The organism is Massilia sp. BGA-UO-ETr-WB1 (genome assembly GCF_059567845.1).
Window position 1 is genome coordinate 13589 of sequence record NZ_JCAQOT010000013.1, and the last position, 21127, is coordinate 34715.

Annotated in this window: 18 protein-coding genes and 1 pseudogene; 12 read left to right on the forward strand and 7 right to left on the reverse strand. The window is 67.8% G+C overall.

Going from position 1 to position 21127, the window contains the following annotated elements:
- The 4 genes from AC56DV_RS01460 (at position 1) to AC56DV_RS01475 (ending at position 7408) form a co-directional block, all read left to right on the forward strand.
- Positions 1 to 3147 (forward strand): efflux RND transporter permease subunit, encoded by a 3147-nt coding sequence (locus AC56DV_RS01460; RefSeq protein ID WP_496312535.1) that lies wholly within the window; start codon positions 1 to 3, stop codon positions 3145 to 3147.
- Positions 3144 to 4589, forward strand: a complete 1446-nt coding sequence (locus AC56DV_RS01465; protein WP_496312536.1) for an efflux transporter outer membrane subunit — start codon at positions 3144 to 3146, stop codon at positions 4587 to 4589. The genes AC56DV_RS01460 and AC56DV_RS01465 overlap by 4 nt, the downstream gene beginning before the upstream one ends.
- Positions 4589 to 5662: a patatin-like phospholipase family protein gene (locus AC56DV_RS01470; RefSeq protein ID WP_496312537.1), complete on the forward strand. Its 1074-nt coding sequence runs from the start codon at positions 4589 to 4591 to the stop codon at positions 5660 to 5662. Before AC56DV_RS01465 ends, AC56DV_RS01470 begins: the two co-directional genes overlap by 1 nt.
- A gap of 117 nt (positions 5663 to 5779) precedes the next feature.
- The gene (locus AC56DV_RS01475) at positions 5780 to 7408 is read left to right on the forward strand and encodes a methyl-accepting chemotaxis protein (RefSeq protein ID WP_496312538.1); all 1629 of its coding nucleotides are present in this window, start codon (positions 5780 to 5782) and stop codon (positions 7406 to 7408) included.
- On the opposite strand, the gene hemW is transcribed toward AC56DV_RS01475, so the two are convergent.
- The 6 genes from hemW to AC56DV_RS01505 all read right to left on the reverse strand — a co-directional run bounded on the left by hemW (position 7344) and on the right by AC56DV_RS01505 (position 12992).
- Entirely contained in the window at positions 7344 to 8612 is a 1269-nt protein-coding gene (gene hemW, locus AC56DV_RS01480) for a radical SAM family heme chaperone HemW (RefSeq protein ID WP_496312539.1), read from the reverse strand. The genes AC56DV_RS01475 and hemW overlap by 65 nt on opposite strands.
- Positions 8609 to 9193 carry an RdgB/HAM1 family non-canonical purine NTP pyrophosphatase gene (gene rdgB / locus AC56DV_RS01485; protein WP_496312540.1) on the reverse strand — a complete coding sequence of 195 codons (585 nt, stop codon included), beginning with the start codon at positions 9191 to 9193 and terminating at the stop codon, positions 8609 to 8611. The genes hemW and rdgB overlap by 4 nt, the downstream gene beginning before the upstream one ends.
- Positions 9194 to 9257: 64 nt before the next feature.
- On the reverse strand, positions 9258 to 10187 hold the full coding sequence (locus AC56DV_RS01490; protein WP_496312541.1) for an ABC transporter substrate-binding protein: 930 nt from the start codon (positions 10185 to 10187) through the stop codon (positions 9258 to 9260).
- A gap of 59 nt (positions 10188 to 10246) precedes the next feature.
- Entirely contained in the window at positions 10247 to 10981 is a 735-nt protein-coding gene (rph, locus tag AC56DV_RS01495) for a ribonuclease PH (RefSeq protein WP_496312542.1), read from the reverse strand.
- The gene (locus tag AC56DV_RS01500; RefSeq protein ID WP_496312543.1) at positions 10978 to 11964 is read right to left on the reverse strand and encodes a PP2C family protein-serine/threonine phosphatase; all 987 of its coding nucleotides are present in this window, start codon (positions 11962 to 11964) and stop codon (positions 10978 to 10980) included. Before AC56DV_RS01500 ends, rph begins: the two co-directional genes overlap by 4 nt.
- A gap of 26 nt (positions 11965 to 11990) precedes the next feature.
- Positions 11991 to 12992, reverse strand: a complete 1002-nt coding sequence (locus AC56DV_RS01505; protein ID WP_496312544.1) for a serine/threonine protein kinase — start codon at positions 12990 to 12992, stop codon at positions 11991 to 11993.
- A gap of 89 nt (positions 12993 to 13081) precedes the next feature.
- Between AC56DV_RS01505 and AC56DV_RS01510 the strand changes: the two genes are divergently transcribed.
- A complete protein-coding gene (locus AC56DV_RS01510; RefSeq protein WP_496312949.1) occupies positions 13082 to 13972 on the forward strand; it encodes a YicC/YloC family endoribonuclease in 891 nt (296 codons plus the stop codon).
- Here AC56DV_RS01510 and AC56DV_RS01515 read toward each other — a convergent pair.
- The gene (locus AC56DV_RS01515; RefSeq protein WP_496312960.1) at positions 13932 to 14483 is read right to left on the reverse strand and encodes a hypothetical protein; all 552 of its coding nucleotides are present in this window, start codon (positions 14481 to 14483) and stop codon (positions 13932 to 13934) included. The genes AC56DV_RS01510 and AC56DV_RS01515 overlap by 41 nt on opposite strands.
- Here AC56DV_RS01515 and AC56DV_RS01520 point away from each other — a divergent pair.
- From AC56DV_RS01520 to AC56DV_RS01550, 7 genes and pseudogenes are all read left to right on the forward strand, one after another.
- Positions 14367 to 15106 (forward strand): annotated as a pseudogene (locus tag AC56DV_RS01520) (family 78 glycoside hydrolase catalytic domain). The gene AC56DV_RS01515 and the pseudogene AC56DV_RS01520 sit on opposite strands and share 117 nt — an antisense overlap.
- Entirely contained in the window at positions 15049 to 15573 is a 525-nt protein-coding gene (locus AC56DV_RS01525) for an alpha-L-rhamnosidase-related protein (RefSeq protein ID WP_496312950.1), read from the forward strand. Before AC56DV_RS01520 ends, AC56DV_RS01525 begins: the two are co-directional and overlap by 58 nt.
- Positions 15561 to 15692, forward strand: a complete 132-nt coding sequence (locus AC56DV_RS01530) for a hypothetical protein (protein ID WP_496312545.1) — start codon at positions 15561 to 15563, stop codon at positions 15690 to 15692. The genes AC56DV_RS01525 and AC56DV_RS01530 overlap by 13 nt, the downstream gene beginning before the upstream one ends.
- A 142-nt stretch (positions 15693 to 15834) precedes the next feature.
- A complete protein-coding gene (locus AC56DV_RS01535) occupies positions 15835 to 17328 on the forward strand; it encodes a ComEC/Rec2 family competence protein (RefSeq protein WP_496312546.1) in 1494 nt (497 codons plus the stop codon).
- 115 nt (positions 17329 to 17443) lie between these two features.
- Positions 17444 to 19543, forward strand: coding sequence for a TonB-dependent receptor family protein (locus AC56DV_RS01540; RefSeq protein WP_496312547.1), 2100 nt, complete (start codon positions 17444 to 17446; stop codon positions 19541 to 19543).
- Positions 19544 to 19568: 25 nt separating this feature from the next.
- Complete coding sequence (locus tag AC56DV_RS01545) at positions 19569 to 20099, forward strand: sigma-70 family RNA polymerase sigma factor (RefSeq protein ID WP_496312548.1); 531 nt, start codon at positions 19569 to 19571, stop codon at positions 20097 to 20099.
- A gap of 21 nt (positions 20100 to 20120) precedes the next feature.
- The gene (locus AC56DV_RS01550) at positions 20121 to 21104 is read left to right on the forward strand and encodes a FecR domain-containing protein (protein WP_496312549.1); all 984 of its coding nucleotides are present in this window, start codon (positions 20121 to 20123) and stop codon (positions 21102 to 21104) included.
- Positions 21105 to 21127: the final 23 nt, after the last annotated feature.

Genomic DNA, 21127 nt, shown 5'->3' on the forward strand with positions numbered 1-21127 from the left:
ATGGCAAAATTCTTCATCGACCGCCCCGTCTTCGCGTGGGTGATCGCCCTGTTCATCCTGCTGGGTGGCTCGCTGGCGATTACCATGCTGCCGGTGGCGCAGTACCCCACCATCGCGCCGCCGTCCATCGTCATCAGCGCCAACTACCCGGGCGCCACCGCCCAGGTGCTGGACGACGCGGTCACCAGCGTGATCGAACAGGAAATGAACGGCGCCGACGGCTTGCAGTACGTCGAATCGCAGAGCGAGGCCAACGGCTCGGTCTCGATCACCGTCACCTTCCTGCCCGGCACCAATCCCGACCTGGCCGCCGTGGACGTGCAGAACCGCATCAAGCGCGTCGAATCGCGCCTGCCGCAGGCTGTCACGCAGCAGGGCGTGCAGGTCAACAAGTCGCGCTCCAACATCCTGATGTTCGTGGGCGCCTCGTCCAGCGACGGCAAGATGGACACCGCCGCCATCGGCGACTACCTGGCGCGCAACGTGGTCAACGAGATCAAGCGCCTGCCGGGCGTGGGCCAGGCCCAGCTGTTCGGCACCGAGCGCGCCATGCGCGTGTGGGTCGACCCGGCCAAGCTGGTGGGCTACAAGCTCACCATGGCCGACGTCACCGCCGCCATCCGCGCGCAGAACGCGCAGGTTACCGCCGGCACGCTCGGCGACCTGCCCGCGCCGCGCTTCCAGACCTACTCCGCGCCCGTGGTGGTGCAGGGCCAGCTCACCTCGCCCGAGGAATTCGGCAAGGTGGTGCTGCGCGCCAGCGGCACCGGCGCCACCGTGCGCCTGTCGGACGTGGCCCGCATCGAAATGGCCGGCGCCAACTTCAACATCAGCGCGCGCCTGAACGGCAAGCCCTTCGTCGCCATCGCCGTGCAGCAGTCGCTGACCGGCAACGCGCTGGCCACCGCTGAACTGGTGCGCAACAAGATGGAGGAGCTGTCCAAGTTCTTCCCGCCCGGACTGACCTACACCGTGCCTTACGACACCTCGCTGTTCGTCAAGATCTCGATCGAGGAAGTGGTGAAAACGCTGCTGGAAGCGGTGCTGCTGGTGTTCATCGTGATGTACGTGTTCCTGCAGAACTTCCGCTACACCTTGATCCCCACCATCGTGGTGCCGGTGGCGCTGCTGGGCACCTTCGCCGTGATGCAGCTGGCCGGCTTCTCCATCAACGTGCTGACCATGTTCGGCATGGTGCTGGCGATCGGCATCCTGGTCGACGACGCCATCGTGGTGGTGGAGAACGTCGAGCGCATCATGAGCGAGGAAGGCCTGTCGCCGCGCGAAGCGACCCGCAAGGCCATGTCGCAGATTACCGGCGCGATCATCGGCATCACGCTGGTGCTGATCGCCGTGTTCATCCCGATGGCGTTCTTCGGCGGCGCCGTGGGCGCGATCTACCGCCAGTTCTCGCTGTCCATGGTGTCGTCCATGGTGTTCTCGGCACTGATGGCGCTGACCCTCACGCCGGCGCTGTGCGCCACCATCCTGAAACCGGTGGAAGCCGGCCACCACCACGAGAAGAAGGGCTTCTTCGGCTGGTTCAACCGCGGCTTCGCCAAAACCGCCACCGGCTACCAGGGCGTAATCGCGCGCATGCTGACCCGCACCGGCCGCTACATGGTGATCTTCCTGCTGATCTGCGGCGTGGTGGGCTGGCTGTACGCGCGCCTGCCGTCGTCCTTCCTGCCGAACGAAGACCAGGGCTACATCATCACCAACGTGCAGCTGCCGCCGGGCGCTTCCAAGAGCCGCACCGAGGCGGTGCTGAGCAAGGTGGAAGAGTACATGGCCAAGCAGCCCGGCGTGGCGCGCACCATCGCCGTGGCCGGCTTCAGCTTCTCGGGCAACGGCCAGAACGCCGGCCTGGTGTTCGTGCCGCTGAAGGACTGGAGCGAGCGCGGCGCGGAAGACTCGGCCGAGAAGATCGCCGGCCGCGCTTTCGGAGCGTTGTCAGGCATCGCCGACGCCATCATCTTCCCGCTCAGCCCTCCGCCGATCCGCGAGCTGGGTAACGCCACCGGCATCACGGCGCGCCTGCAGGACCGCAGCTCGCAGGGCCACGCGGCGCTGGTGGCCGCGCGCAACCAGCTGCTCGGCCTGGCCGCCAAGAGCCCGGTCCTGGCCGGCGTGCGCCCCGAGGGCCTGGAGGACGCGCCGCAGCTGCAGATCGACGTCGACCGCGACAAGGCCAACGCGCTGGGCGTGTCCTTCGCCGACATCAACAGCGCCATGTCGGTGGCCTTCGGCTCGAGCTACGTGAACGACTTCACCAGCAGCGGGCGCCAGCAGCGCGTGGTGGTGCAGGCCGACGCGCCGCAGCGCCTGCAGCCGGAAGACCTGCTGCGCCTGAACGTGCGCTCGGCGTCCGGCTCCATGGTGCCGCTGTCCTCGTTCGCCAGCTCGCGCTGGATCAACGGTCCGGTGCAGCTGGTGCGCTACAACGGCTATCCCGCCATCAAGCTGACCGGCAACGCGGCCCCGGGCCGCAGCACCGGCGAGGCGATGGACGAGCTGGAGCGATTGGCGCAGCAGCTGCCGCCCGGCTTCGGCATCGAATGGACCGGCCAGTCGCTGGAGGAAAAGACCTCCGGCTCGCAGGCGCCGGCGCTGTTCGCGCTGTCCATGCTGGCGGCCTTCCTGGTGCTGGCCGCGCTGTACGAGAGCGAATCGATCCCGGTGGCGGTGCTGCTGGTGGTGCCGCTGGGCGTGCTGGGCGCGCTGCTGGGCGCCACCATCCGCGACCTGCCGAACGACGTGTACTTCAAGGTGGGGCTGATAGCGATTATCGGGCTCTCGGCCAAGAACGCGATCCTGATCATCGAGTTCGCCAAGGACCTGCAGGCGCAGGGCAAGGGCCTGGTGGAGTCCACGCTGGAGGCGGTGCACCTGCGCTTCCGCCCCATCATCATGACCTCGCTGGCCTTCATCCTCGGCGTGCTGCCGCTGGTGGTGGCCTCCGGCGCCGGTTCGGCCAGCCAGCGCGCCATCGGCACCGGCGTGATGGGCGGCATGATCACCGCCACCGTGCTGGCGGTGTTCCTGGTGCCGGTGTTCTTTGTCGTGGTGCGCAAGATATTCAAGGGAAGCGAACGCCAGCGCCGCCTGGCCGCGCATGAACTCGACCTTCCGGAGAAGAAAGTATGATGAAAACCAAGCACAAGCACATCGCGCTCACCGCGTCGGCCGCGGCGGTCCTGCTGCTGGCCGGCTGCTCGCTGGCGCCGACCTACCAGCGCCCCGAGGCGCCCGTGGCGGGGGCCTATCCAGCCGTGCCGGCCACCGCCCGCGGCACCGGCGGCCTTGCTCCCGCCGGCAAAGCCGCCACCGACACCGGCTGGCGCGAGTTCTTCCCCGACCAGCGCCTGCAGCAGCTGATCGCCGCCGCGCTGGAATACAACCGCGACCTGCGCGCGGCGGCGCTGCGCATCGAGGAAGCGCGCGCGGCCTACAACATCCAGTCGGCCGACCGCCTGCCCAACCTGAACGGCACGCTGGGCGGCACCCGCGCCCGCACGCCGCGCTCCGTGTCCGCCACCGGCGCCGACATCACCGGCACCCGCTTCGACGCGGGCCTGGCGATTTCCTCCTTCGAGCTGGACTTCTTCGGCCGCGTGAAAAGCCTGAACGACGCCGCCCTGGCCACCTACCTGGCCAGCGACGAAGCGCGCCAGGCGGCGCACATCAGCGTGGTGGCCGAAGTGGCGAAGGCCTACTTCACCGAGCGCGCTTTCGCCGAGCAGTACCGGCTGGCGCAGCAGACCTATGAAGCGCGCGCGCGCACCTACAAGCTCACGCAGCAGCGCATGGAAGTGGGCGCGTCCTCGCGCCTCGACCTGCGCTCGAACGAAACGCTGATGGAAACGGCGCGCGTGGCCGCGCTCACGCTGGCGCGCCAGCGCGCGCAGGCCGAAAACGCGCTGACCTTGCTGGTGGGCCAGGCCCCGCCCCCCGCCACCGATGCCTCCGCCGCCATGGCCAGCGACGCCGCCATCGACGCCATGAGCGCGGTGCCGGCAGGCCTGCCGTCCGAACTGCTGGCGCGCCGGCCCGACATCCGCGCCGCCGAGCAGCGCCTGAAGGCGGCCAACGCCAACATCGGCGCCGCGCGCGCGGCCTTCTTCCCGCGCATCAGCCTGACGGCCGCCATCGGCAGCAGCAGCCCGGACTTCTCCGGCCTGTTCGACAGCGGCACCGGCAGCTGGTCCTTCGTGCCGCAACTGGTGCTGCCCATCTTCGACGCCGGCCGCAACCGCGCCAACCTGAGCCTGAGCGAAGTGCGCAAGAACATCGCCGTGGCCGACTACGAGAAGACCATCCAGACCGCCTTCCGCGAAGTGGCCGACGCGCTGGCCGCGCGCACCTACCTGGGCGACCAGGTGGCCGCGCAGCGCGCCGTGCAGGACGCGCAGGCCGACCGCCTGAAGCTGCTGCAGCTGCGCTTCGACAACGGCGTGGCCAGCTCGCTCGACGTGCTGGACGCGCAGCGCGAACTGTTCAGCGCCGAGCAGTCGCTGGTGCAGGCGCGCCTGCTGCGCACCACCAGCGCCATCGACCTGTACCGCGCGCTGGGAGGCGGGCTGAAATAATGGCCTCGCCCATCATCATCCGCCTCGGCCAGCGGGCGCGCCAGCGCATCGCCGCCGAGGGCATGCAGGCAGCCGACGTGGCCATCGTCCCGGCTGCGGCGGGCGGGCCGAAAGGCCTGATCCTGCATGGCCTGGACCGCTGGCTGTTCGGCAGCTTCCTGAAGCAGGCGCCGCGCCAGCGCCGCCTGATCGGCGCCTCCATCGGGGCCTGGCGCATGGCCGCCGCCGCCTTCGACGATCCGGACACGGCGCACAAGCGCCTGGCCCACCTGTACACGCACCAGCGCTACCCGGCCAAGGTGGACGCGGCCTACGTCAGCAACACCTGCCGCGCCCTGCTCGACGAACTGCTGGACGGACGCGGCGCCGAAGCGCTGGCCAGTCCGCACTACGCGCTGTCCATCATCACCGCGCGCGGCGCCGGCCCGCTGGCGCAGGCGGCCGGCAGCCGCTGGCGCGAACTGGCCGGCTTCCTGCGCGCCGCCGCCGGCAACGCCGTCTCGCGCAGCCGCCTGGCAGGCGCCATGGAACGCGTGGTCTTTCACGACGCGCGCGACAGCCAGGACTGGCTGCGCCAGCAGTTCGACGCCTTCGCCAACCACTTCGTCGGCCTGTCCGAACACAACCTGCGCGACGCGCTGCTGGCCTCCGGCTCCATCCCCATGGTGCTGCAGGCGGTGTCCGGCATCGCCGGCGCGCCGGCAGGCGCCTACTGGGACGGCGGCCTGATCGACTACCACCTGCACCTGCCCTACCAGCGCGACCCCGGCCTGGTGCTGTACCCGCACTTCAGCGACTACATCGTGCCCGGCTGGCTGGACAAGTCGATGCCGTGGCGCCGCGCCCGCGACGCTGCTTTGGACAACGTGATCCTGGTCTCGCCCTCGCCGGACTTCCTGGCGAAACTGCCGAACCGGAAAATGCCCGACCGCGCCGACTTCAAGTTCTATGGCCAGAACCACGACACCCGCATCCGCGACTGGACCCGCGCCATCGGCGAGAGCGAGCGCATGGCCGAGGCCTTCGCGCGCTGGAGCGAAAAGCCGGACTTGTCGCAAACATCAGCATTCTAAAAAGGCCACGCGCGCTGTTGTAAAAAGCCGCAGCGCTCCCCCGTAACAGTTGCCCCCGGCCCGGCTATCGGCGCATACTCGTCGGTGCCTGCAGGCACTACTTGATGGGAGCATCCAATGAATTTTCTGTCCAATATGCGTATCGCCACCCGGCTCGCGGCCGGCTTCACCATCGTGCTGGCGCTGTCGGTGGTCGCCACCGGCTACGCCCTGGTGCACGCCCGCGCCAACGCCGAAGCCACCAAGCAGATGATGGCCAACCCACTGGCCACCGAGCGCCTGGTGTCGGACTGGTATGTGCTGATCTACTCGGCCATTGCGCGCACCGCGCTGTTCTCCCGCACCACCGACGAGCAGCTGCCGGTGGTGTTCGCCGACGTGGTGGCCGACAGCACCAAGCGCGGCTCGGCCCTGATCAAGAAAATCGAAGAGCTCCTCGACACCGACGAAGAGCGGGAAATCATGAAGACCATCGTCGGCCTGCGCAACCAGTACCAGGACGCCAAGAACAAGGTGATGGACGCCAAGAAGGCCGGCAACGCCGCCGAATCCGAGCGCGTCTTCAAGGAAGTGTTCACGCCGGCGGCCGACGCCTACCAGAAGCGCGTGCTGTTCCTGCTGGAGCACCAGCGCAAGGACATCGACGACACCGCCCAAGCAATCGACGCGGCCAACAGCCGCAGCACCATGCTGATGTCCCTGATGGGCGTGCTGCTGGTGGCGGCCGGCGCGGTGGCCGCCTACATCATCTCGCGCAGCATCACGCGGCCGCTGCGCTCGGCGCTGGCGGTGGCCTCCACCGTGGCGCAGGGCGACCTCACCACCAGCTTCAGCCAGGACAAGGCGCGCGACGAAATCGGCGAGCTGATGACGGCGCTGCACACCATGAACGACGCGCTGCGCAACGTGGTGAGCCAGGTGCAGACCGGCACCAACGCCATCGCCAGCGCGTCCAGCGAAATCGCCTCCGGCAATATGGACCTGTCCACCCGCACCGAGGAGCAGGCCAGCTCGCTGGAGGAAACCGCGTCCTCGATGGAGGAACTGACCGCCACCGTGCGCCAGAACGCCGACAGCGCGCGCCAGGCCAACCAGCTGGCGCAGGCCGCCTCCGAAGTGGCGGTCAAGAGCGGCGCCATCGTCGGCCAGGTAGTCGACACCATGGGCGCCATCGACGCCTCGGCGCGCAAGATCGTGGACATCATCGGCGTCATCGACGGCATCGCCTTCCAGACCAACATCCTGGCGCTGAACGCGGCGGTGGAGGCGGCGCGCGCCGGCGAGCAGGGACGCGGCTTCGCGGTGGTGGCGTCCGAGGTGCGGCAGCTGGCGCAGCGCAGCGCGGCGGCGGCCAAGGAAATCAAGGAATTGATCGGCAACTCGGTGCAGCAGGTGAACGCCGGCACCGCGCTGGTTCAGCGGGCCGGCGCCAGCATGGACGACGTGGTGTCCAGCGTGCGCCGCGTGAACGACATCATGGCCGAGATGAGCTCAGCGAGCAGCGAGCAAAGCGACGGCATCGAACAAGTGAACCGCGCCATCACGCAGATGGACCAGGTGACGCAGCAGAACGCGGCGCTGGTGGAGCAGGCAGCGGCGGCGGCGGCCAGCATGCAGGAGCAGGCCGCCAGCCTGGCCGGCGTGGCGGCCTCCTTCAAGCTGGGCAACGAGCAGCCCCGCCTCAGGATGCCAGGAACATCTGCTGCAGGTCGTTCAAGAAGCGCTGCCCTAATTCCGTCGGCTTGATCAGCTTGTAGTCGCGGTACAGCAGGCCCTTGGCCTCTGCCGCGTTGAGCTGCTTGTCGATGGCGTTGATGGACAGGCCGGTGCGCTCGGCGAACAGGTTGGGCTCGAAGCCTTCGTGCAGGCGCAGGGTGTTGAGCATGAACTCGAAGCCCATCTCGTCGCGCCCGATCTCGTACTCTTCCTGCACCGGGTTGCCGGCCTTGACCGCCTCCATATAGGCCTTGGGCTGCTTGAAGCGCGCCTGGCGCAGCACGCGGTGCGGGAACGAGATCTTCGAGTGCGCGCCGGCGCCGATGCCGAGGTAGTCGCCGAAGTGCCAGTAGTTCAGATTGTGTCTGGCGCGGTGGCCCGGCTGCGCATAGGCCGACACCTCGTACTGGCCGTAGCCGTTGGCGGCGGTCAGCTCGGCGATCATGTCCTGCATGTCCGCGCTGGCGTCGTCGTCCGGCAGCACCGGCGGGTACTTGGCGAACAGCGTGTTCGGCTCCATCGTCAGGTGGTACAGCGACAGGTGCGGCGGCTTGAACGACATCGCCGTTTCGATATCCTGGCGCGCCTGCTCCAGCGTCTGCGTCGGCAGCGCGTACATCAAATCCAGGTTGAAGTTGTCGAAGTTGGCCAGCGCGATCTCCACCGCGCGGCGCGCCTCGCCGCCGTCGTGGATGCGGCCCAGCGCCGACAGGTGCTCCGCGTTGAAGCTCTGGATGCCGATCGACAGGCGGTTGATGCCGCTGGCGCGGTAGGACTTGAACTTTTCGGCCTCGAAAGTGCCGGGGTTGGCCTCCATCGTGATCTCGGTGTCCGCGTCCATCGGCAGCAGGGTGCGCACGTCCGACAGCAAGCGGTCCAGGCCCGCCGCCGACATCAGGCTGGGCGTTCCGCCGCCGATGAAGATGGTGTGGATGCGGCGGCCCCAGATCAGCGGCAGCGCCATTTCCAGGTCGCTGCGCAGCGAAGCCAGGTACTCCTCTTCCGGGAAGCCGCCGCCCTTGGCCTCGTGCGAATTGAAGTCGCAGTAAGGGCACTTGCGCACGCACCAGGGGAAGTGGATGTACAGCGACAGCGGCGGCAGCGCCGTCAGGTTCAGCGCGCCGGGCTGCAGGTAGTGCAGCGCGGTGCCGGCGGCCGCTTCGTTGTTGGAAACGGCCGGCTTGGCAGCCGCCGTGGATGCCGGCTTGGCGCCGACGACCTTGATCGGGATCATTTCAGTTTCTCTACCAGCGCGCGCAGGGCCTGGCCACGGTGGGACAGCTTGTTCTTTTCATCGGCCGTGAGCTCGGCTGCGCACTTGCCCAGTTCGGGGATGAAGAAATGCGGGTCGTAGCCGAAGCCGCCGTTGCCGCGCGCCTCGGCGATGATCTGGCCGTTCCAGCGGCCGTCCGCGATCACCGGTTGCGGATCGTCCGCATGGCGCACGAACACCAGCACGCAGTAATAGTACGCCGATTTGTCGGCGTGGGGAGCCAGGTCGGCGATCAGCTTGGCGCTGTTGGCGGCGTCCGATTTCGGCTCGCCGGCGTAGCGCGCCGAATACACGCCGGGCGCGTTGCCCAGCGCCGTCACGCACACGCCGGAATCGTCGGCCAGCGCCGGCAGGCCGGTCAGGCGGGCCGCGTGGCGCGCCTTTTCCAGTGCATTTTCGACAAAAGTATGGTGCGGTTCATCCGCCTCGGGGACGTTGTACTCGCCCTGGGCATGGACGGAAAAGCCCACCGTGGACAGCAGCTCGTTGAATTCTTTCAGCTTGCCGGCGTTGTTGGAGGCGAGGATCAGGCGTTGGGTCATGGATATTCTGGTGTAGCGTTGGTGACAGCGCGCCATTGTAAACCTTTTGCGCGCCGCGCCCCCGCTACGGGGTCAGCAAGGCCTGGATGTCCGGCTTCTGGTGGTTTTCCAGCGTGGCCATGACCGCGTTCGTCAGGATGACGGAATTCTTGGCGGACGCGCCCCGCGCGGCGGCCACGGCGGCTTTCATCGCCAGATAGCCCATCTGGCGCGGGTCCTGCACCACCAGGCCATGGACTTCCTGCCTGCGCAGGCCGTCCAGCAGGAACTCGGTGGCGTCGAAGCCGATGAATTTCTTCTTGCCGGCCAGGCCGGCTTGCCGCAGCGCGCGCAGCATGCCGTCGCTGGTCGATTCGTTGACGGCGAAGATGCCGTCGAGGTCGGGAAACTTCTCCAGCAGCATGCCGGCGCTGCGGGCGGCCTTGCCGCGCGTGCCGCCGCCGTACTCGTCGGCGACGACGGTCATCTGCGGCGCGTTTTTCTTCAGGTAGTCGATGAATCCGTTGGCGCGGTCCTCGGTCGAGCCGCTGCCGGGGATGGTGCGCAGCACGGCCACCGTTCCCTGCCTGTTCAACAGGCCGGACAGCCGTTCCGCCGCCAGCCGGCCGGCGGCAACATTGTCGGTGGTGACAAAGCTGGCGTGCGCGTTGCCGTCCAGCCCGGAGTCCACCACCACCACCTTGATCCCCTGCGCCACCGCCTGCCTGACGGGATCGAGCAGCCGCGCGCGGTCGGTCGGGGCGATGATGATGGCGTCGATCTCGGGCCTGGAGTAGATGCGCAGGATCTGGATCTGCGAGTCGATGTCGTCGTTGTGGGCCGGTCCGCGCCAAGTCAGCTGGACCTGGCCCACCTCCTGCACGGCGCGGTCGACGCCTTGCCGCATGAAGGTCCAGAAATCCTGGTCGCGCGACTTCGGAATAAAGACCACGTTCAGGTCCCTGGCATACACGGGGCATACCGAAAACACGATGCACACCAGCAGGAGCGACATCCATTTTTTCATAGTAGGGCCATTGTATGCCTGGCCGGCGCGTCCCGCCCGCTTACTTGTCAGGCGGACAGGCCGAGCGCCTGCTTCTGCAGCGTCACCAGTTCCCGGATGCCGCCCTCGGCCAGGTCCAGCAGGCGGTTCATGCCGGCGCGGTCGAAAGCGGCGCCTTCGGCCGTGCCCTGCACTTCGATGAAGTGGCCGGCGTCGGTCATCACCACGTTCATGTCGGTGCCGCAGTCGGAGTCTTCCAGGTAGTCCAGGTCCAGCACCGGCATGCCCTGGTACACGCCGACCGAAATGGCGGCCACGAAGTGCTTGACCGGCACGGCCGGGATGGCGCCGCGCGCCACCAGGGTGGAGAAGGCGTCGTAGGCGGCCACCATGGCGCCGGTGATGGCGGCGGTGCGGGTGCCGCCGTCGGCCTGGATCACGTCGCAGTCCAGGTTCAGGGTGCGCTCGCCGAACGCTGCCAGGTCGAAGGCGGCGCGCAGCGAACGGCCGATCAGGCGCTGGATCTCCTGCGTGCGGCCGCTTTGCTTGCCGCGCGCCGCTTCGCGGTCCATGCGGCTGTGGGTCGAACGCGGCAGCATGCCGTATTCGGCCGTCAGCCAGCCCTGGCCCTTGCCCTTCAGGAAGCCAGGCACCTTCTCCTCGATGCTGGCGGTGCAGATCACCTTGGTGTCGCCGCATTCGATCAGCACCGAACCTTCGGCGTGCTTGGTGTACTGGCGCGTCAGGCGGATGGCGCGCAGCGCGTCGACGGGGCGGCCGCTGGGGCGGGATGCAAAAGTCATGGGTCGGTCTTTCTGGGTAAGTGTTGGGAGGATTTCTCGATCGCGCCGCGTATCTCGGCAATGGCGCGCTCGATCTCGTCGTCGTCGAAGGCGTCCACCGGACCGGCGGCAGCGGCCGCGCCGGCAGCAGCGTCAAGCGGCGCGTCGCGGCCGATGGTGGTGTTGACCTGGTCTTCCGGCAGCATTTCGGTCGAGATGATACTGGACATGCCGGCCGCCGTGGTGGGCGCCGCGTCGGCCACCGAACTGCCCTGCCACATGATGGCCAGCGCGGTGGCGTTGTCGCCGCTGGCGCCGGCGATGGCCACCGCCGTCTGCAGCATGTCCGGCACCGCCCGCACCACGGTCTGGGTGGCCAGGCGCTGCGCCAGGTCGGCGTCGCCCAGCACCGACCACAGGCCGTCGGAACACAGCAGCATCACGTCGCCCGGCAGCATGCTGGCGCGGCGCGACAGCTCCACCCGGGGCAGGCTGGTCGCGCCCAGGCAGTTGTACAGCTTGTTGCGGTCCGGGTGGGTGGCGCGCTCGGAGGCCGGCACCAGGCCCTTGGCGATCAGGTTCTCCACGTGCGAATGGTCGCGCGTGCGCGCCAGCACCTGGCCGCCGCGCATCCAGTACAGGCGCGAATCGCCGCAATGCGCCCACACCGCGATATTGTGCTGGATCAGGCAGGCCACCACGGTGGTGCGCGGCGTCTCCGGCAGGTTGTGCATGGCCTTGTAGCGGTGGATCTCCTGGTGCGCGGCCATGAAGGCCTCCTCCAGGAAGCGCTCCGGCTTCTTCACATAGGGCGTGGCCTGCTGCTGGAACAGGGTGGAAATGGTCTGCATGGCGATGGTGGCGGCCACCTCGCCGCGCATATGGCCGCCCATGCCGTCGGCCAGCACCAGCAGCAAGGCGTCGCGCGTGAAGCTGTAGCCCATGCGGTCCTGGTTGACCTTGCGGCCGCCGATATGGCTTTCCTGATATACGGAGAATTGCATGGTGGTCCCTGGATCGTCCTTGTCGGTCAGGATTGCGTGGTCTGCGGCGCGTCTTTGCTGCCGCGCCCGAAGCGGCCGAACTGCCCCAGCAGGCCGCGCACCTGCCCGCCCAGCTTTTCCAGCGCGCCCGGAGCGGCCGGCGGCAGCACCGGAGTTTGCAGCACTTTCTGCATTTCGAACAGGCTTTGCGGCCGCGCCAGCGGGTCCAGCAGCAGCGCGCGGCGCACCAGCGCCACCAGTTCCGGGGTGTACAAGCCGTCCAGCTTGGCGAAATGCCCCTCCATTTTATCCTCCTTGCGGCGCTGGTCGGCCGGCTGCGGCGGCGAGCCGACCATGCAGGCGAAGATCGACGCGCCGATGCTGTAGACGTCGGTCCACGGCCCCAGCGGCTCGGTCTTGACGTACAGCTCGGGCGGCGCGAAGCCGGGCGTGTACATCGGGGTCAGCTTGGGCAGGTCGCTGTTGACGGTCTGGCGCGCCGCGCCGAAATCCAGCAGCATGGGCGTGCCGTCGGTGCGCAAGTAGATATTGGCCGGTTTCAAGTCCAGGTGCAGCAGTTGGTTGGCGTGCACTTCGCGCAGCCCCTTGAGCACCTGGATGAAGATCTGGCGGATGAAGGCTTCGCCCGCCTTGCTGCCCTTGGCGCGCTGCCGCTGGATGTGTTCCTGCAGCGAATGGCCCGATTCGTAGGCCATGACCATGTAGACGGTCTCGTTGGCACGGAAGAAATTCAACACTCTTACAACATTCGGATGCGAAATCCGTGCCAGCGCCCGCCCCTCCTCGAAGAAGCATTTCAGGCCGATGCGGAACACCGGCAGATTGGCTTTCGCTATGGAGGGAGCCAGTTCCCCGGGCTGGCGCAGCGCCAGCGCGCTCGGCAAGTACTCTTTCACCGCCACCGCATTGCCTTCCGCGTCATACGCCAGGTAAACAATACTGAACCCACCGGACGCAATTTTCTTTACAATGCGATATCCAGCAATTTCCAGCCCATCCGGCAGTGGAGCGTTGTTCTGTGCAGCCATAGGATTTCCTTGCTTCAACATCCGGATTGTGTGGATAAATCACTGTTTTGTAAAGTTTAAATCGGGGACATCCATTGAGCATTTCCAGCATGACAGGCTACGCGGTTGCCACCAGCGAAAGCGCGGCCGGGACACTGACAATAGAAATCAAGAGCGTCAATTCGCGTTTTCTTGACTTGCAGTTTCGAATAAACGACGATTTGCGCGCGCTGGAACCCGATTTGCGCACTGCCATCATGGCGGCCATCACCCGAGGCAAGGTGGAACTGCGGCTGAGCTTTGGCCGCAAGGCCGCCGGCGCCGGCGCCACCGCCCTGAACACCACGCTGCTGGAAGAATTGTCCCGTTTGCAAGCCGAAGTCGGCAAACATTTCGTCGCTGCCCCGGTGATGAGTGTGGCCGAATTGCTGCGCTGGCCGGGCGTGGTGGAAGAAGCCCAGATCGGCCAGGAAACCCTGCAGGCCGACGTGGCCGCGCTCACCGCGCGCACCGTGGCCGCCTTCGTCACCAGCCGCCAGCGCGAAGGCGCGGCGCTGGAAGCGATGCTGGTGTCCCGTATCGAAGCCATGGAAGCCATCGTCAAACGCATCACGCCGCTGATCCCGCAGGTGGTGGCGGCCTTCCAGCAGAAAGCCGTCGAGCGCATGCAGGAAGCGCTGGGCCTGGCCTGCCAGGGCTCCAACACCAGCCTGTCGCGCCAGGACGCGATGGAGCGCATCCGCCAGGAAGTGATCCTGTACGGCATCCGCATCGACGTGGCCGAGGAACTGGGGCGCCTGTCGGCGCACCTGACCGAAACCCGCCACATCCTGAAAAAAGGCGGCCAGGTCGGCAAGCGCCTGGACTTCATGATGCAGGAACTGAACCGCGAAGCGAACACGCTGGGCGCCAAGGCCTCGGTGAAGGAACTGGCGGACGCCTCGATGGAACTGAAACTGCTCATCGAACAGATGCGCGAGCAGGTCCAGAACCTGGAGTAAAGCCTCCGCTCAACGCAATGAGCGTTTCATGATATCGATAACGATCCTGTTGCGATAGCCGTACAATAGCCGCGCGGCCGGTTCCCATCGGGACATCCGGCCGGCGCGGCCCGCGCATCGGGCAGCCCCCAGCCAGCCCGAGACCATGACGCCACGCCCTTGCGCCACCGCCCTCGCCTTCCTGCTGTTCCTTTTCTGCAACATCGCCGCCGCCCAGGAGCGGGCGAAATGGATCTGGTATCCCGGCGATTTCGAGATCTGGCTCAGCAACCAGGTGCAAGCCACGCGCACCGAGCGCGTCGCCTACTTCCTGCCCTTCTGGCGCCTGTACAGCCACCAGCCGCAAATGCACTTCGCGCGCCGGGTGGAACTGGACGCCGCCGAGGAGATCGCGGTGCACGCCGAAGGCAGGCACGCCGTCACCATCGACGGCAAGTTCGTGCAGGGCGACCAGCAGCGCATCACCGTCCCGGCCGGCAAGCACCACATCAACATCCAGGTCTACAACCAAGCCTCGCCGCCGCCATCCTCGCGCAGGGCCGGACCATCCGTTCGGACGGCGCATGGGCGGTGGGCGCCCGCCCGCATCCCGGCGCGGAAGGCAGCGGCGCGCTGCTGGCGGACGGCTGGAACCTGGACTCGCCCGAGGCGCCGCCGTCGCGCTTCCAGCTGCCCACCCGAGAAATCCCGGCCAGCAGCATCGAACGCGGGCCGCACTCCATGCTGGTCGATTTCGGCGCAGAGACCATCGGCTTCGTCAAGCTGAAGAACCTGCGCGGCAAGGGCAAGGTCAGCTTCTACTACGGCGAATCGCTGGAAGAGGCGCGCTCGCCCGAAACCTGCGAGGTGCTGGACCACTACACGCTGGCCGGCAACGAGGGCGACTTCACCTCCGCCCGCTCGCGCGCCATGCGCTACGTGAACATCCAGCTGGCCCCGGGCATGACGGCCGGCGACGTGACGCTGATGTACGAGTACCTGCCATTGACCCGGCGCGGCCGCTTCTCCAGTTCGGACCCGGAACTGAACCGCATCTGGGACGTGTTTACTGGTTCATCGGCATCCAGGACTACTACCTGTACAGCGGCGACCGGGATTTCGTCAAAAGCATCTACCCGCGCATGGTCAGCCTGATGGACTTCGTGCTGGCGCGCAGGAACGCCAGCGGCATGCTGGAAGGCCTGCCGGGCGACTGGGTCTTCGTCGACTGGGCCGACATGCCGAAGGACGGCGAACTGAGCGTGATCCAGCTGCTGTTCGCGCGCAGCCTGGAGGCCATGGCCGCCAGCGCGGACATCGCGGGCGACCCGCAGAAGGCGGCCGGCTACCGCCAGCTGGCCACGGACTTGAAGGCGAAAATCATGGCCGCCTTCTGGGACAAGGAACAGCAGGCCTTCATCCACAGCCGCGTGAACGGCCAGCCCAACCGCCTGGACACGCGCCACCCGAACATGTTCGCGCTGATGCTGGGCTACCTGGACCCGCAGCAGGAAGCCGCCGTCAAGCGCCTGCTGATGGGCGACCAGGCGGCCAAAATCACCACGCCCTACATGCGTTTCTACGAGCTGGCGGCGCTGTCGGCCAGGGCGTGCTGCGCATAGCCAGCGCGCAGCGGCCGCGCGCCGGCAACGCCGCCGTGCGCAGCCTGGGCGGCGGCCGCTACGAAATCGCGCTCCAGCCGCGCAGCCGGCACATCATCGACTATGCGGCCCAGCCGTGACGCCGCCTGATGACATTTTCGTGACAGTGATTATTCGTGAGAATATAGACAACTTTTGGTTCTATGATTCCGTTCGGGTGTTTGATTTTTCTCAAGTCTGTTGCCGATGTTTTGTGCATTTAAACAGGAGGAGAGTGAAGCCATGAACGTGCGCTATCTGTCCAAGGACACCAGTCCGCTGTACCGGGAAGCCGTCGGCAAGGAACTGATCACCGAGCTGCTGTGGGGCGACCGCCTGCTGGTCGTGGAGGCGGCGGCCGGGGGAGAAGGCCGGCACAAGGTGCGCGCGCGCGGCCGCACCGGCTACGTGGAGCAGGACGCCGTCGGCGACCAGTCGCTGCTGGAGGTCTACTTCATCGACGTGGGCCAGGGCGACGGCGTGCTGGTGCGCACGCCGGACCACCGCCACATCATGATCGACGGCGGCTACAAGCGGGCCAGCCAGCCCACCGGCAAGAACGCGGCCGATTTCGTCGACTGGAAGTTCGCCAGGGATTATGGCGCCGACACCATCCACCTCGACGCCATGGTCGCCTCGCACAACGACGCCGACCACTACGGCGGCCTGTCGGACCTGCTGGACGTGAAGCAGACCGCCGAGCTGGACGCCGCCAAGGTCACGGTGGACGGCTTCTACCACGCCGGCGTGGCGTGGTGGAAGAAGCCGGCCGGCGGCCGCTGGCTGGGCCCGGTGACCGAGACGCCGGACGGCGATTTCCTGACCCAGCTGATGGGCGACCGCGACGAGGTGCTGGCCGCCCTGGTGGCAGACGCGCAGCCCGCGCTGCAGGGCGAATGGGGCGAACTGATGGGCAAGGTGAGCGAGACCAGGACCGGACATGGCGCGCCGACGCCGATCACCCGCCTCAGCCACGCCGACCAGTACCTGCCCGGATTCAGCCCGGACGACGGTCCGGTCGCCATGCATGTGCTGGCGCCGGTGGCGTTCGACGTGGCCGGCCAGCCCGGGGTGCGCAGCTACGGCTCGAGCGCCAGCCACAACACCAACGGCAACAGCCTGCTGTTCCGGCTGGACTACGGCCACGCGCGCATCCTGCTGACCGGCGACCTGAACACTTTCAGCCAGCGCGCCCTGCTGGAAGACTACCAGGACCACCACGGCGAGTTCGCCTGCGACGTCGCCAAGGCTTGCCACCACGGCAGCGACGACGTGTCCTACCGCTTCCTGGAGGCAATGAAGGCCTCGGTGACGGTGATCTCGTCCGGCGACAACGAACAGCACGACCACCCCCGGCCGTCGATCGTGGCCGCCAGCGCCCTCGCCGGCCACAAGGAGGTCAAGGACGACCGCCTGGTCACGCCCCTGGTCTACTCCACCGAGCTGTCGCGCAGCCTGAACCTGGGCACGGTGTCCGAGCTGAGCTGGACCGGCGCGGACGGCCCGCAGTCGCTGCAGGGCGCGCAGCTGGCCGGCGTGCAGGTCAAGTCCAAGGTGGTCAAGGCGGGCGACCTGAACCCCACCACGGTGACGCGCAAGCTGGACCGGACGCAGGTGGTGGCCGGGCTGATTTACGGCCTGGTCAATGTCAGGACGGACGGCAAGCGCATCCTGTGCGCCACGCTGAACGAAAACAAGAACTCGTGGCAGGTGAAGGTCCTCGAAGCGCGGTTTTGAACCCGGGCCGCCGCGCTGCGGCGGATTTCGGTAACTGGAAGTCAGCACTTGCAAATGAGAAGTGTTATCATTCTCATTTATTTGCTTACTATTGGCGCTCGTGCCGGCTTCCACCATGTCCAATTCTTCCTGTTCCGCCCTCCCCTTCCGCCGTTCCCTGATCGCCGCCGCTGCGGCTTCGCTGTCGATGGCCGCCCACGCGCAGCAAGCCGGCACGACCGAATCGGCGCCGCTCGAAACCATCCAGATCACCGGCAGCTGGCTCGGTTCCGGCCTGCAGAACAGCGTGAAAAACTTTGCCGGCGCGCGCACCGTGCTGCAGAAGGAAGACATCGACAACACCGGCGCGGCCAATATCGGCGACGTGCTGCGCCGCATTCCCGGCGTGCAGAGCAGCGACAACTCCGGCACCGCCGGCAGCACCATCTCCCTGAACATCGGCGTGCGCGGCCTGACCGGGCGCTATTCGCCGCGCTCCACCGTGCTGCTGGACGGCATTCCGCTGGCGGTGGCCCCGTACGGCCAGCCGCAGCTGTCGTTCGCGCCGGTGAGCCTGAACAACATTGAATCGGTGGACGTGGTGCGCGGCGGCGGCGCGGTGCGCTACGGCCCGCAGAACGTGGGCGGCATCATCAACTTCCGCAGCCGCGCGGTGCCGGACACCCCCGGCCTGAGCGGCGACGCCTCGGTGCGCTACAACCACTTCGGCGAAGGCGGCGACAACACCCAGTACAGCGCCTTCGTCGGCTCCCAGCTGGACAACGGCCTGGGCGTGGCCCTGCTGTACTCCGGCATGGACGGCACCGAATGGCGCCAGGGCAGCGATGAGAAGGTAAACGACGTGGCGCTCAAGCTGCGCTACAAGATCGACGCGCACAGCGAGGTGTACGGCAAGCTGTCCTACTTCGACGTCAAGTCCTACACCCCGGGCGGCCTCACCGTGGCGCAGTACAACGCCAATCCCTTCCAGAACACCCGCCCCACCGACTTCTGGAACGGCGACCGCAAGAGCGCCGACGTGGGCTACCTGAACACGCTGTCGGCCACCCGGGAATTCGAGGTCAAGGCCTACTACAACGAGAGCTTCCGCCAGAGCGCGCTGATCAACGCGGCCAGGACCCAGATCACCTACCAGCCGCGCAACTACCAGGTGCTGGGCATCGAGCCGCGCTACACGCAGCGCATCGCGCAATCGATCGGCACCGGCCTGACGCACGACCTGACCGTGGGCTACCGCTTCCTGCGCGAGCGCGGCGACGACAACAACTATATCCAGACCGTGGCCAGCGGCGCCAACGGCGCCACTTCCACCTTTGTCAACGCCACCGACGCGCACTCGTTCTACATCGATGACCGCATCGCCTACGGCGCCTGGCGCGTGACGCCGGGCGTGCGCTTCGAGCGCATCAGCTCGGACCGCCTGGACGTGAGCGCCAAGCGCAGCTTCGTCACCGACAACGACAAGGCGCTGCCGTCGCTGAACGTGGCCTACCTGGTCAACCGCGCGCTGACCGTGTTCGCCAACTACCAGACCTCCTTCGGTTCGGTGCAGAACACCCAGCTCAACTCGCAGACCGCCGCCAACCCGCTCAAGCCGGAAGAAGCCAAGACTTCCGAACTGGGCGCCCGCTGGAAAACCGGCGCCATGAGCGCCGAGCTGACCGCCTTCCGCCTGAAGTTCGACAACCAGATCATCCAGGTGCCCGGCTCCACGCCGGCGGTGTTCCAGAACATCGGCGCCACCAAGCACGACGGCGTGGAAACCGCCGTCGACTACACCTTCGACGACGCCGGCGCGCTGGCCGGCCTGAACCTGTTCGCCAACTACAGCTACACCAAGGCGATCCAAGAATCGGGCAGCACCGCCGGCAAGGACGTGCCGTTCTACTCGCGCAACACGGACACCGTGGGCGCGCGCTACCGCATCGGCGCCTGGACCATGAATTTGTCCAGCACCCACCAGGGCAAGCAGTTCTCGGACGCGGCCAACACCGTGGCCGAAGCGGCCAACGCCGGCGTCGGCCGGATCCCGGGCTTCCGCCTGTGGAACGCGCAGCTGAACTGGAAGATGGCGGACAAGCCGGGCTATGAAGTGCTGGCCGGCGTAAACAACCTGGCCGACAAGCGCTACTACACCCGCAACGTGGACGGCAACCTGGGCCGCATGGTGGGCGCGCCGCGCATGGCCTACGTGCAGCTGCGCGTGGCCTACTAAGCGCCGCATGCGCTGACCGATCGCCATGCCGGCCGCCTCCCCGCCCCCGCCAGTCGCCCTGCTGTACAGCGAGCACCACGGCTGGCTGGTGGCGCTGCTGAAGCGGCGCCTGGGCGACGCGGCCGATGCGGCCGACCTGGCGCACGACGCCTTTGTCCGCCTGCTGGCCAAGCCGCGCCAGTTCGACAGCGGCGCCGGCGCACGCGCCTATCTGAGCACCATGGCGCGCGGCCTGTGCGCCGACCTGTGGCGCCGCCGCGCCGTGGAGCAAGCCTGGCTGGACACGCTGGCGGCGCAGCCGGAACAGCATATGTGCTCGGCCGAGCACAGCGCGCTGGTGATCCAGGCGCTGTGCGAAATCGACGCCATGCTGGCGCGCCTGCCGGACAAGGCTGCGCGCGCCTTCGTGCTGGCCATGGCCTGCGGCATGACGGACAAGGAAGTGGCCGCCGAACTGGGCGTGTCCGACCGCATGGTGCGCAAATACATGGCGCAAGCCATGCTGCACTGCGTGCTGCTGGAAGCCGGCCAGGCTTTCGGTCCTGCGGCGCAATGATGGCGAAATGATGGCCCACTGATGGACAACAGCGTCCCCTCCCACGACGTGCTCGAACAGGCCGCCGCCTGGTTCGCCCTGCTGCGTTCGCCCGAGGCCGGCGCGCAGGACCGCGCCGCCTGGCAGCGCTGGCTCGATTCAGGGACCGCCCAGCGCGCGGCCTGGGCCATGGTCGAACGCATCAGCAGCCGCTTCGAGCCGGTGCAGGCAGCGGGCCAGCAGCAGGCCGCCGCCAGCGCGCTGCAAGCGGCGCGCGCCGCCAGCCGTGGGCGGCGCCAGGTGCTGGCCGGCTTGGCGCTGCTGGCCGGCGGCGGCCTGCTGGGCTGGGGCGCGTGGCGCACCGGCGCACTCGGCGAACTAAACGATTCGCTGCTTGCCGCCGGCGCCGGCCACCGCACCGGCAGCGGCGAAATCCGCCGGCTGGCGCTGGCCGACGGCAGCACCCTGTGGCTCAACACCGCCAGCGCGGCCGGCGTCCATTTCGACGGCGCGCTGCGCCGCATCGTCCTGCTGCGCGGCGAACTGTCGATACAGACCGCGCACGGCGATCGGCGCCCGCTGGTGGTGGACACGCCGCACGGCCGCCTGCGCGCGCTGGGCACGCGCTTCACCGTGCGGCTGGCGCCGGCCGCCACCTACCTCGGCGTGTTCCACGGCGCCGTCGAAGCGCGGCCGTTGCGCGGCGCGCCGCGCGTGCTGCAGGCTGGCCAGCAGGTGCAGCTCGACAGCGCCGCCGTGGGCGCGCCGCAGCCGGCCCGCGGCGCGCGCGACGCCTGGACGCGCGGCGTGCTGCTGGCAGACGACATCACGCTGGGGGAGCTGGCGGCCGAGCTGGGGCGCTACCGCCACGGCCGCCTCGCGGTGGCGCCGGAAGTGGCGCAGCTGCGCGTGCTGGGCGCCTACCCGCTGCGCGACACCGACCAGGCGCTGGCCATGCTGGAGACGGCGCTGCCGGTGCGCGTGCGCCGCACGCTGCCGTGGTGGGTCTCCATCGAGCCGCGCTGAGGCCGCGCAGAAAATAGTTTCGC

Coding starts and splice junctions, on each gene's coding strand:
- AC56DV_RS01460 (WP_496312535.1), top strand. CDS start 1: ATGGCAAAATTCTTCATCGACCGCCCCGTCTTCGCGTGGGTGATCGCC.
- AC56DV_RS01465 (WP_496312536.1), top strand. CDS start 3,144: ATGATGAAAACCAAGCACAAGCACATCGCGCTCACCGCGTCGGCCGCG.
- AC56DV_RS01470 (WP_496312537.1), top strand. CDS start 4,589: ATGGCCTCGCCCATCATCATCCGCCTCGGCCAGCGGGCGCGCCAGCGC.
- AC56DV_RS01475 (WP_496312538.1), top strand. CDS start 5,780: ATGAATTTTCTGTCCAATATGCGTATCGCCACCCGGCTCGCGGCCGGC.
- hemW (WP_496312539.1), bottom strand. CDS start 8,612: ATGATCCCGATCAAGGTCGTCGGCGCCAAGCCGGCATCCACGGCGGCT.
- rdgB (WP_496312540.1), bottom strand. CDS start 9,193: ATGACCCAACGCCTGATCCTCGCCTCCAACAACGCCGGCAAGCTGAAA.
- AC56DV_RS01490 (WP_496312541.1), bottom strand. CDS start 10,187: ATGTCGCTCCTGCTGGTGTGCATCGTGTTTTCGGTATGCCCCGTGTAT.
- rph (WP_496312542.1), bottom strand. CDS start 10,981: ATGACTTTTGCATCCCGCCCCAGCGGCCGCCCCGTCGACGCGCTGCGC.
- AC56DV_RS01500 (WP_496312543.1), bottom strand. CDS start 11,964: ATGCAATTCTCCGTATATCAGGAAAGCCATATCGGCGGCCGCAAGGTC.
- AC56DV_RS01505 (WP_496312544.1), bottom strand. CDS start 12,992: ATGGCTGCACAGAACAACGCTCCACTGCCGGATGGGCTGGAAATTGCT.
- AC56DV_RS01510 (WP_496312949.1), top strand. CDS start 13,082: ATGACAGGCTACGCGGTTGCCACCAGCGAAAGCGCGGCCGGGACACTG.
- AC56DV_RS01535 (WP_496312546.1), top strand. CDS start 15,835: ATGAACGTGCGCTATCTGTCCAAGGACACCAGTCCGCTGTACCGGGAA.
- AC56DV_RS01540 (WP_496312547.1), top strand. CDS start 17,444: ATGTCCAATTCTTCCTGTTCCGCCCTCCCCTTCCGCCGTTCCCTGATC.
- AC56DV_RS01545 (WP_496312548.1), top strand. CDS start 19,569: ATGCCGGCCGCCTCCCCGCCCCCGCCAGTCGCCCTGCTGTACAGCGAG.
- AC56DV_RS01550 (WP_496312549.1), top strand. CDS start 20,121: ATGGACAACAGCGTCCCCTCCCACGACGTGCTCGAACAGGCCGCCGCC.